Source organism: Variovorax sp. FW305-3-2-15-B-LB1, assembly GCF_058787635.1.
On sequence record NZ_JBYSZY010000023.1, the window covers coordinates 79,556 to 89,974 of the forward strand.

Annotated in this window: 11 protein-coding genes; 10 read left to right on the forward strand and 1 reads right to left on the reverse strand. The window is 69.6% G+C overall.

The annotated features are described in order from the left end of the window. Positions 1 to 34 precede the first annotated feature (34 nt). The 3 genes from AC3WQR_RS16400 (at position 35) to AC3WQR_RS16410 (ending at position 2,939) form a co-directional block, all read left to right on the forward strand. A complete protein-coding gene (locus AC3WQR_RS16400; protein WP_492742784.1) occupies positions 35 to 1,189 on the forward strand; it encodes an aromatic ring-hydroxylating oxygenase subunit alpha in 1,155 nt (384 codons plus the stop codon). Positions 1,190 to 1,315: 126 nt separating this feature from the next. Further along, positions 1,316 to 1,921 (forward strand): TetR/AcrR family transcriptional regulator, encoded by a 606-nt coding sequence (locus AC3WQR_RS16405; protein ID WP_062477248.1) that lies wholly within the window; start codon positions 1,316 to 1,318, stop codon positions 1,919 to 1,921. 40 nt (positions 1,922 to 1,961) lie between these two features. Next, positions 1,962 to 2,939: an NAD(P)H-dependent flavin oxidoreductase gene (locus AC3WQR_RS16410; protein ID WP_307587168.1), complete on the forward strand. Its 978-nt coding sequence runs from the start codon at positions 1,962 to 1,964 to the stop codon at positions 2,937 to 2,939. Here AC3WQR_RS16410 and AC3WQR_RS16415 read toward each other — a convergent pair whose 3' ends face one another. After that, entirely contained in the window at positions 2,940 to 3,692 is a 753-nt protein-coding gene (locus AC3WQR_RS16415) for an IclR family transcriptional regulator (RefSeq protein ID WP_369645946.1), read from the reverse strand. Between the two features lie 186 nt (positions 3,693 to 3,878). Between AC3WQR_RS16415 and AC3WQR_RS16420 the strand changes: the two genes are divergently transcribed. From AC3WQR_RS16420 to AC3WQR_RS16450, 7 genes are all read left to right on the forward strand, one after another. Further along, complete coding sequence (locus tag AC3WQR_RS16420; protein ID WP_492742787.1) at positions 3,879 to 4,661, forward strand: enoyl-CoA hydratase/isomerase family protein; 783 nt, start codon at positions 3,879 to 3,881, stop codon at positions 4,659 to 4,661. Then, on the forward strand, positions 4,658 to 6,280 hold the full coding sequence (locus AC3WQR_RS16425) for an acyl-CoA mutase large subunit family protein (protein WP_492742789.1): 1,623 nt from the start codon (positions 4,658 to 4,660) through the stop codon (positions 6,278 to 6,280). The genes AC3WQR_RS16420 and AC3WQR_RS16425 overlap by 4 nt, the downstream gene beginning before the upstream one ends. Beyond that, positions 6,277 to 6,696, forward strand: a complete 420-nt coding sequence (locus AC3WQR_RS16430; RefSeq protein ID WP_369645949.1) for a cobalamin B12-binding domain-containing protein — start codon at positions 6,277 to 6,279, stop codon at positions 6,694 to 6,696. Before AC3WQR_RS16425 ends, AC3WQR_RS16430 begins: the two co-directional genes overlap by 4 nt. 61 nt (positions 6,697 to 6,757) lie before the next feature. Then, entirely contained in the window at positions 6,758 to 7,891 is a 1,134-nt protein-coding gene (locus tag AC3WQR_RS16435; protein ID WP_492742790.1) for a CaiB/BaiF CoA transferase family protein, read from the forward strand. Further along, positions 7,888 to 8,802: an ArgK/MeaB family GTPase gene (locus AC3WQR_RS16440; protein ID WP_492742791.1), complete on the forward strand. Its 915-nt coding sequence runs from the start codon at positions 7,888 to 7,890 to the stop codon at positions 8,800 to 8,802. Before AC3WQR_RS16435 ends, AC3WQR_RS16440 begins: the two co-directional genes overlap by 4 nt. Beyond that, positions 8,799 to 9,122 carry a hypothetical protein gene (locus AC3WQR_RS16445; protein ID WP_492742793.1) on the forward strand — a complete coding sequence of 108 codons (324 nt, stop codon included), beginning with the start codon at positions 8,799 to 8,801 and terminating at the stop codon, positions 9,120 to 9,122. The genes AC3WQR_RS16440 and AC3WQR_RS16445 overlap by 4 nt, the downstream gene beginning before the upstream one ends. Positions 9,123 to 9,204: 82 nt before the next feature. Then, complete coding sequence (locus AC3WQR_RS16450) at positions 9,205 to 10,398, forward strand: ABC transporter substrate-binding protein (RefSeq protein ID WP_492742795.1); 1,194 nt, start codon at positions 9,205 to 9,207, stop codon at positions 10,396 to 10,398. The last annotated feature ends 21 nt before the right edge of the window (positions 10,399 to 10,419 follow it).

Consider the following 10,419-nt stretch of genomic DNA (forward strand, 5'->3'; position numbering starts at 1 on the left):
ACCGGGCTGCATCGCATCGAACCGAAAGCCCCCGATGAGCGAGAACTTCGCAGCCGAACTCCATCGCCGAGCGACCACGGCCCTGCAGGCCGGGCGCGCCGACGCGCAAGGGGAGGGCGACCGCGTGCCGGTCGGCCAGTACACCGACGAAGCCATCGCACGCGACGAGCGGCGCCTGCTGCAGCGGCATCCGCAGCCGGTGGCTTCCAGCGCGTCGCTCGCGTCGCCGGGCGCTTGGCTGTCGCTCACCCACACGGGCGTGCCGCTGCTGCTGGTGCGCCAGGAGAGCGGGCAGGTGCAGGCGTTTCTCAATGTGTGCCGCCACCGCGGCGCGCGCGTGGTGCCAGAGGGCGGCGGCAGCGAGGCGCGCGCTTTTGTCTGCCCGTACCACGCGTGGACCTACAAGCCCGACGGCGCCTTGCGCGGCGTGCCCGAATCCTTCGGCTTTCCCTGCCTGAAGCAGGACGAGTCGGGCCTGCGCCGGCTGGCCACGGTCGAGCGCGCGGGCGTGGTCTGGGTCGTGTGCGATCCGTCGCGGGCGGACAGCGACCCCGGCGCGCACCTGGGCGCACTCATGGACAACCTCGAGTCGCTGGCCGGGCTGCGCGCGCCCGTGGCCTATGCGCCGCGCACGTACGAGGTCGAGGCCAACTGGAAGCTGCTGGTCGACGGTTCCTTCGAGGCCTACCACTTCAAGGTGGCGCACCGCGAGACCATCGCCCACATGTTCCTGCACAACCTGCAGGTGATCGACGAGTTCGACCTGAACCGGCGCCTGTACCTGCTCAAGTCGAAGTTCCAGGAACACTGGCCCGACGCCGCCGGTTTCGATCCGCGCCGCTACGGCAACTTGACCTACTTCTTCTTTCCCAACACGACCATCCTCGTGCAGCCCGACCACGCGCAGCTCAGCATGCTGGAGCCGCTGGGCGCCACGCGCACGCGCGTGCACGAGCTCACGCTGATTCCCGAGGCACCGGCCTCGGAGAAGGCGACCGCGCACTGGGACGCGAACGTGGCACTGTACCGGCGCACGCTCGCGGAAGACTACGCACTGGCCGAGTCGATCCAGGCCGGGCTGGCATCGGGCGCGAACGACGCGCTCAGCTTCGGCACCTTCGAGTACAGCGCGCCGCGCTTCCATGCGCAGCTCGCGCAGCAGGTGGCCGCCATGCCGGCCGCACGCTGACGCGCGAGGGTGTCGCGCGTGCAACAACCAGACCACAAGACACAAGAAAGAATGGCGCGCATCGCGTCTGATCGCCGGTCGCGTTCCCGCGGCATGCGCTGGGCGTGACGCATTCCAGAACCGCCGATGGCCACCCTTGCCCCTTCCCGTAAAGAAACGATCCTCGCGCGCGCCGAGCAGCACTTTGCCGACCACGGCTTCCAGGGCGCATCGCTGTCGGCCATCGCGCGTGACTGCGAGGTCGGCAACCCGGGGCTGCTGCATCACTTCGCGAGCAAGGAGGTGCTGTACCGCGCCGTGCTCGAGAAGCAGGCCGAGGACCTGACGGCGCGCATCTGCAAGCGCGTCGAGGCGGCCCCCGACCTGCCCGCGCGGCTGCAGGCGTTCGTCGCGCTGCAGGTCGAGTGGATGCACGCGCGGCCCACGGGCTTCAAGCTCGTCACGCGCGAACTGCTCGACAACGCCGAGCGCATCCAGCACGCACAGACCCGGCCGCTCGAAGGCTTCCTGCAGGCCAGCCTGGGCCTGGTGGCCGCGGCGCAGGCGGCCGGCCTCGTGCGCGACGACCTGTCGGCCGTGGTGGTGCTCACGCTCATCTTCGGCACGCTGAACTACGCCAAGATGGCGCGGCCCACCTTTGCCAAGACCTTCGCCGAGCCCGCGCTGAAGAGCGACACGGCCTGGATGAAGGCGATGGCGCGCGACGTGCTGCGCGTCATCTCGCCGCCCTGATTTTTTTCCCTTCCAGCAACCCCGACCAAAGGACGTTCCCTTGAAAACCCGCATCACCGAACTCTTCGGCATCCGCCACCCCATCATCCAGGGCGGCATGCACTACGTCGGCTTCGCCGAGCTGGCCGCGGCTGTCTCCAACGCCGGCGGCCTGGGCATCATCACGGGCCTCACGCAGAAGACGCCCGAGCTGCTGGCCCGCGAGATCGCGCGCTGCCACGAGATGACCGACAAGCCCTTCGGCGTGAACCTCACCTTCCTGCCGACCTTTGCCTCGCCGCCGTACCCCGAGTACATCGCGGCCATCGTCGAAGGCGGCATCAAGGCCGTGGAAACCGCGGGCCGCAGCCCCGAGGCCTACATGCCTGCGCTGAAGGCCGCGGGCATCAAGGTGATCCACAAGTGCACCTCGGTGCGCCACGCGCTCAAGGCCGAGCGCATCGGCTGCGACGCGGTGAGCGTCGACGGCTTCGAGTGCGGCGGCCACCCCGGCGAGGACGACGTGCCCAACATGATCCTGCTGCCGCGCGCGGCCGAGGAACTGAAGATCCCGTTCGTCGCCTCGGGCGGCATGGCCGACGGCCGCAGCCTCGTGGCCGCGCTCGCGCTGGGCGCCGAGGGCATGAACATGGGCACGCGCTTCATCGCCACCAAGGAAGCGCCGGTGCACGCCAACGTGAAGCAGGCCATCGTCAACGCCTCGGAACTCGACACGCGCCTGATCATGCGTTCGCTGCGCAACACCGAGCGCGTGATCAACAACGCGGGCGTGGAGCGCCTCATGGAGATCGAGCGCGCCAAGGGCGACACGCTGAAGATCGACGACATCATGGACCAGGTCGCCGGCATCTACCCGAAGGTGATGACCGAAGGCCACATGGACGCCGGCGCCTGGAGCTGCGGCATGGTGGCCGGGCTGATCCACGACGTGCCCAGCTGCGCGGAGCTCATCGACCGCATCATGGCGCAGGCCGATGAGCTCATCGCCAAGCGCCTGGCGGGCATGCTGAAGGGCTGATCAGCCCCGCTCGACCTGCCGCGCCAGGAAACTGCAGCTGGCCACCAGCAGGCGTGCCACCTCGGCCACGCTGGATTCGATGCGGTGCTGTGGTCCGGCCACGGCCACCGCCACCGTGTCGTTGTGCAGCTGCAGGAAGGCCGCCACGGCCCACACGTCGCTCACGTTCTCGCCGCGCGTCACGAAGTAGCCGAGCTTGCGGCTGTCGAGCACGTCGGCCACCAGTGCCTCGTGCGCGGTCTTGGTGGTGGCGGTCACGGCGGGCAGCGTGCGCTCCTTGAGCCAGGCGCGCAGCTCGGGCTCCTTCAGACTGCCCAGCAGCGCCTTGCCGATGGAGCTGGAGTGCAGCGGCTTGAACTCGCCGGGCTTGGCCGAGTAACGGATGGGGTGCAGGCCCTCGACCACCTGCAGGTAGATCACCGAATCGCCTTGGCGCTTGCCCAGGATCACCGTCTCGCGCGTGGCGTCGCGCAGCCGCTCGAGCACCGGCGTGGCGCGTTCGATGAACGGGTCCTTGGCGCTGATGTCGTGCATCACGTCGAACATGCGCCGCGTGGGGTAGAGCGCGCGCGGCCGGCTCAGCGTGTACAGGTAGCCGCGCGCGGTCAGCGTCGAGACGATCGCGTGGCAGGTGCTCTTGGGCACGCCCACGGCTTCGGCGAGTTCGGTGAGCGACAGCGGCCGCTGGCTCGCCTGGAAGGCTTCGAAGATGTCGATCACCCGCGCAATCGCGGTCACGGTGACGCCAGTCATGGGCGCTTCTCCTGAACGGTGGAACGGACCGGGCGACGAAATTCAGCCGCCTGAACAAACGGGATCGGCGAGCGCGATCCGCGCGGTCATTCTGTCATTCGTTCGTAATGCTGAACATAGGTTCTTGTTCCCGAATAAGTCGGTTCCTACGATGGGCCCACGACAGTTCGACGGAGACATACCAAGGTGCAGCAAGCCAGCCAGGACATCACAGTGGACGCACACGCCGACGGCGTGGTGTGGATCACCATCGACCGCGCCGCCAAGCACAACGCCCTCGCGGGCCGCGTGCTCACGGCGCTGGCCCAGGCGGTCGCCGCGCACGGGGCCCGGCCCGACACCCGGCTCGTCATTCTTCGCGGCGCCGGCGAGCGCTTCTTCGCCGCGGGCGGCGACCTGGTCGAGCTCTCGGACGTGCGCGACGAGGCCGCCACCCACGCGATGGTCGAGCGCTCGCGCGGCGCGCTCGACGCCGTGCGCCGCTGCCCGGTGCCGGTGCTGGCGTACCTCAACGGCGACGCCATCGGCGGTGGGGCCGAACTGGCACTGGCCTGCGACATGCGCCTGCAGGCCGCGCACGCGCGCATCGGCTTCATCCAGGCCAAGCTCGCGATCAGCACGGCCTGGGGCGGTGGCCCTGACCTGTGCCGGCTGGTGGGCGGTGCGCGCGCGCTGCGCATGATGGGCCGCTGCGAAATGGTCGACGCGGCGCAGGCCCTGCAGTGGGGCCTGGCCGATGCGTCGATTGCAGACGGCGCCGACGGCGAAGACCTGCGCGCGTTCCTTGCGCCGCTGCGCGCGCATCCGCCGCAGGTGCTGCGCGGGATGAAGGCGCAGCACATCGCGTGGCGCGAGGGCGCCTCGTACGGCGCGCGCCGCGAGGTCGAGCATGCGCAGGTGCTGGCCACCTGGCTGCACGACGACCACTGGCAGGCCTCCGACCGCTTCCTTGCCAAGGCCGCCCGATGAAGCGCGACGACCTCATGCCCAGCGCTGCCAACGAGCCGCGCCTGTACCCCACGAGCCCGACCGGCATCGAGGTGCCCGCCAGCGTCGGCGCCGACGCCGTGCGGCCCGAGCGCATCGGCGAGCCCGGCGCCTACCCCTTCACGCGCGGCATCTTCCCGGACGGCTACCAGGGCCGGCTGTGGACCATCCGCCAGTACTCCGGCTTCGGCACCGCCGAGGAATCGAACGAGCGCTACAAGTTCCTGCTGGCCAAGGGCCAGACGGGGCTGTCGGTGGCGCTGGACCTGCCGACCCAGTGCGGGCTCGATCCCACGCACCCGATGGCGCGCCCCGAGATCGGCAAGGTCGGCGTGTCGCTGTCGAACCTCAGCGAAGCGGAGATCCTGTTCAAGGACCTCGACCTGTCGCGCATCTCGACCTCGTTCACCATCAACGGCACCGCCGCGATCATCTATGCGATGTACCTGGCCGTGGCCGACAAGCAGGGCGTGCGGCGCGACCAGCTCACCGGCACCATCCAGAACGACATCCTCAAGGAGTACGTGGCGCGCGGCACCTGGATCTTTCCGGTGCGCCCGTCGATGCGGCTCATTGCCGACACCATCCTGTACTCGAACGAGGTCTCGCCGCGCTTCAACCCGATCAGCATCGCCGGGGCGCACGTGCGCGACGCGGGCGCCACCGCCGCGGAGGAAATGGCCTACACGCTGGCCAACGGCCTGGCCTATGTGGACGAGCTGCGCGCGCGCGGCGGCGACGTCGAGAAGTTCGCCAAGCGGCTGTCGTTCTTCTTCTATGTGCACATGGACTTCTTCGACGAGATCGCGAAGTTCCGCGCCGGCCGCCGGCTGTGGGCCCGCCTCATGAAGGAGCGCTACGGCGTGCAGGACCCGAAGGCCCAGCACTTCCGCTTCGGCGTGGTGTGCGGCGGCTCGTCGCTGGTGGCGCCGCAGCCCTACAACAACGTGGTGCGCGTCGCGGTGGAGACCATGGCCGCGGTGTTCGGCGGCGCGCAGTCGATCTTCACCTGCGCCTTCGATGAGGCCTTCCAGATCCCGACCGAGTTCTCGGCCGAGCTGGCGGTGCGCACGCAGCAGATCCTGGCCTACGAAAGCGGCATCGGCCGCACCGTCGATCCTCTGGGCGGCAGCTATTTCCTGGAGCAGCACACCGACCGCATCGAAGAGCAGATCGTGCGCGTGATGGACGAGATCGATGCCTACGGCGGCGTGGTGCGTGCCATCGAGGAAGGCTGGATCCAGATGCGGCTGGCCGAGCGCGGCCTGGAGCGCAAGCTCGACAACGACGCCGGGCGCACCGTGGTGGTGGGGCAGAACCACTTCAGGAAAGAGAACGAAGAGGTCAAGGTCGGCGAGGTCTTCACGCTCGACCCGACCGTGGCGCAGCGCGCATTGGAGAAGTTCCAGCGCACGCTCGACACGCGCGACAACGCGGCCGTGGCGCGCGCGCTCGCGCGGCTGTCGGCCGCGTCGGCCAAGGACCGCGAGAACGTCATGCCCTACCTCGTGGAGTGCTGCCATGCCTACGCCACCGTCGGCGAGATGGTGGCCTGTCTCAAAGCCCAGTGGGGCGAATTCAAGGAGCCGGTGAACCTATGAGCACGCAGCAACCAGGCACCGCCGCGCTCGCGGCCCGGCGCATCCTGATCGGCAAGCCCGGCCTCGACGGCCACGACATCGGCGCCAAGATCATCGCCCTGACCCTGCGCAACGCCGGCGCCGAGGTGATCTACACCGGCCTGCGCCGCAGCCCGCTGCAGATCGCGCAGGTGGCGGTCGACGAAGGCGTCGACGCGGTCGGCCTGAGCATCCTGTCGGGCAGCCACAAGGAGCTGGTGTCGGACGTGATCGCGCAGCTGCGCGAACTGAAGGCACACGACGTGAAGGTGTTCGTCGGCGGCACCATCCCGGCGGAAGACCATGCCCACCTGCGCGCGCTCGGCGTGAGCGCGGTCTTCACGGCGGACATGCCGCTGGAGCAGGTGGTGGCTTCGCTGGCGGAGTGTCTGGCATGAGCGCCGCGCCGGGTCGCCCCAAGCAAGCTCGCACCGCAGTGCGAAGCACGGAGGTACTCCTGTGAGCGCGGTTGGGCCGCTCGACGGCATCCGCATCATCGAGGTCGGCCACATGCTGGCCGGGCCGTATTGCGGCCTGATGCTGGCCGACATGGGCGCCGAGGTCATCAAGATCGAGACGCCCGAAGGCGACATCGCGCGCAGCGTCAGCCCGCACTTCATCGGCCCGCACAACGCCTACTTCGCCAGCCTCAACCGCAGCAAGAAGAGCGTGGTGCTCGACCTCGCGAGCACCGAAGGGCAGGAGGCGCTGGGCCGCATCGCCGAAACCTCGCACGCGGTGGTCACCAACCTGCGGCCCTCGGCGATCCGCAAGCTCGGCCTCACCTACGACGCCATGCGGCAGTGGAACGAGCGCATCGTCTGCGTGGCGCTCACCGGCTACGGCCTGGACGGCCCGCACGCCGACAGCCCCGCCTACGACTACGTGATCCAGGCGCTGACCGGCGTGATGGCGCTCACCGGCGACCCCGACGCACCGCCCACCAAGGCCGGCTACTCGGCCGTCGACAACTCGGCGGGGCTGGTGGCCGCCATCGGCCTGCTGGCCAAGATCGTGCAGGGCAAGGGCGGGCAGGTCGACGTCGCGATGTACGACGTGATGCTCTCGCAGCTCAATTACCTGGCCGGCGCCGTGCTCAACGCGGGCGAGACCATGGCGCGCCAGGCCGATTCGTCGCACCCCTACGTGGTGCCGGCGCAGATCTTCCCGACCGCCGACGGCTGGCTCACGCTCTTCATCACGCACGACAAGTTCTGGAAGATCTTCTGCGACGAGGTCGGCCATTCCGAATGGACCACCGACGCACGCTTTTGCACCATGGCCGGACGGCGCGCGCACCGCAGCGAGGTCATCGCCGCCATCGCGCAGCTGCTGCGCGGCGCGCCGGCGGCCGAGTGGGTGCGGCGGCTGGTGCCGCTGGGCGTGGTGGCGGCCGAGGTGGGCACGCTCAACGACGCGTTGTGCGGCGACATCGCCACCGCGCGGCGGCTGGTCGTGTCGCTGGGCGACGGCAGCCTGCCGCTGCAGGCCGTGGCCAGCCCGGTGCGCTTCGACGGCTTCACGCCGCGCTACGGCCTGCCGCCGCTGCTCAACGAGCATGCGGACGAGGTGCTGGGCAAGGTGGCGGCATGAACATGGACGCGGCGCCGCTTGATCGGTGGGCCTTGAGCCGCGAACTCACGCGGCTGGCCAACGCCGACCCGATGGCGCTGGCGCGCGAGCCGCTGCGCGACCTGCCGTCGCATGCGGCGCGGCGTGTCGGCATCACCGGCGCGCCGGGCGCCGGCAAGAGCACGCTGGTCGGCCACCTGGCGCAGCTGCGCGCGCCGCGCGGGCGCCTGGGCGTGCTGGCCGTGGACCCGAGCAGCCCGAAGAGCGGCGGCGCCATCCTCGGCGACCGCGTGCGCATGGACGAGCTTGCGGGCAATGCGCAGCTGTATATCCGTTCGCTCGGCTCGCGCCGCACCGGCGACGGGCTGGCCGACAACCTGCCCGAGATGCTGGAACTGATGGACCGCTTCGGCTTCGACGAGGTGCTGCTCGAAACCGTCGGTGTCGGCCAGGCCGAGCACGCCGTGCGCGCGCAGGTCGACACGATGGTGCTGGTGCTGCTGCCCGACAGCGGCGACATCGTGCAGGCCATGAAGGCCGGCATCATGGAAATGGCCGACATCTTCGTGGTCCACAAGGCGGACCTGCCGGGCGCGCAGCGCATGGCCACCGACATCCGCCGCATCGCCACGATGGCGCGCCACGCGCCGGGCGACTGGGTGCCGCCCATCTTGCTGAGCGCGGCCGGCGACCCGGCGTCGCTGCAGGCGCTGTCGGACACCATCGACCGCCACCAGGCCTGGCACGCGCAGGCGCCCGAGGTGCGCGCGATGGCCCGCGCACGGCGCGCGCGCTACCGGCTGCGTCGCCTGCTGGAGCTGCGCATCGGGCAGTTCATCGCGCGCCAGGACGGCGCCTTCTTCGACAGGCCCATCGCCGAGCAGCTGGTGCGGGCCGTGGCCGCGTTGCCGCATGCGCAGGAGGGCGCATGAAGCGCGACGCCATCCGCACGCTCAAGAAGTCGTTGCGCGCCGGCGGCGAAGCGCACGCCTCGCCGCAGCAGGCGCAGGACGCCCGCGCGGCGGCGCTCGTCTTGCTGGAGCGCAGCGTGGCCATGCGGCACGACCGGCTGGCGATCCAGCGGCTGCTCGACGCCGTTCGGCTGCGCGCCCCCGTCGCACCCGCGCTCTGGGCGCACTGCGAGGCCGTGGCGGCCCGCATGCCGGGGCCGGTGCGGCCGCAGATGTTGCAGCTGCTGCGCCACCAGTCGACGCAGCGCGCAAGCGATGGGAGCCACGCAGCGGACCGATAGCGTTCGAAACCTACGACAGAAGAAGGAGACAAAAATGCAAAAGCATGCGACGAAAACAAAAGAGATTCCAAGGACACCGCCCTTGCGCCGGCGCATCGCGGCGGCCGTGCTGGCTGCCGTGGCCGCACCGGCCTTTGCGCAGGGCAGCGACGACGTCGTTCGCATCGGCGTGATGGCCGACATGAGCGGCCTGTATTCCGACATGGGCGGCGCGGGCCTCGTGGAGGCCGTGAAGATGGCTGTCGCCGATGCGGGCGGCACCGTGAACGGCAAGAAGATCGAGGTGATCACCGCCAACCACTCGGCCAAGCCCGACATCGCGGCCACCAAGGCGCGCGAGTGGTTCGACACGCAGGGCGTGGACATGATCATCAGCGGGCCCAGCTCGGGCACCAGCCTGGCCATCGCGAAGATCGCGGCCGAGAAGAAGAAGGTCGTGATGGTGACCGGCGGCGTGGCCGCGCAACTCACCAACGAAGAGTGCTCGCCCTACACCGTGCACTACCTGTACGACACCGTGGCGCTGGCGCGCGGCACCGGCGCCGCCATGACGCGCCAGGGCGGCAAGAGCTGGTACTTCCTGACGGTGGACTACGCCTTCGGCGACTCGCTCGAGAAAGAGACCACGCAGGTCGTGCTGGCCAACGGCGGCAAGGTCGTCGGCAGCGTGCGGCATCCGCTGTCGGCCACCGACTTCTCGTCGTTCCTGCTGCAGGCGCAGGCCTCGAAGGCGCAGGTGCTGGGCCTGGCCAACGGCGGCGGCGACACCATCGGCGCCATCAAGGCCGCGCAGCAGTTCGGCGTCACCAAGTCGATGAAAATCGCCGGCCTCATGCTCTTCATCACCGACGTGCATGCGCTCGGGCTGAAGCTCACCAGCGGCATCAACCTGACCGAGGCCTGGTACTGGGACACCGACGAGCGCTCGCGCAAGTGGTCGGCCCGCTTCTTCGACAAGATGAAGAAGATGCCCACCAGCATGCAGGCCGCCAGCTACTCGGCCGCGCTGCAGTACCTGAAGGCCGTGGGCGCCGCCGGCACCGACAGCGCCGACCCGGTGATGACGCAGCTGCGCACGCTGAAGATCGACGACATGTACACGTCCAACGGCCACATCCGCGGCGACGGCCGCATGGTGCACGACCTGCAGCTCATGGAGATCAAGAGCCCGGCCGACTCCAGGCGACCGTGGGACTACTACAAGCCGGTGCAGCGCATACCGGGCGAGCAGGCCTTCGCATCGAAGGCGGAATCGAAGTGCAAGAACTGGAGTTGAGGCGGCCAGGCCCTGCCCACC

Coding starts and splice junctions, on each gene's coding strand:
- AC3WQR_RS16445 (WP_492742793.1), top strand. CDS start 8,799: ATGAAGCGCGACGCCATCCGCACGCTCAAGAAGTCGTTGCGCGCCGGC.
- AC3WQR_RS16415 (WP_369645946.1), bottom strand. CDS start 3,692: ATGACTGGCGTCACCGTGACCGCGATTGCGCGGGTGATCGACATCTTC.
- AC3WQR_RS16400 (WP_492742784.1), top strand. CDS start 35: ATGAGCGAGAACTTCGCAGCCGAACTCCATCGCCGAGCGACCACGGCC.
- AC3WQR_RS16425 (WP_492742789.1), top strand. CDS start 4,658: ATGAAGCGCGACGACCTCATGCCCAGCGCTGCCAACGAGCCGCGCCTG.
- AC3WQR_RS16440 (WP_492742791.1), top strand. CDS start 7,888: ATGAACATGGACGCGGCGCCGCTTGATCGGTGGGCCTTGAGCCGCGAA.
- AC3WQR_RS16430 (WP_369645949.1), top strand. CDS start 6,277: ATGAGCACGCAGCAACCAGGCACCGCCGCGCTCGCGGCCCGGCGCATC.
- AC3WQR_RS16405 (WP_062477248.1), top strand. CDS start 1,316: ATGGCCACCCTTGCCCCTTCCCGTAAAGAAACGATCCTCGCGCGCGCC.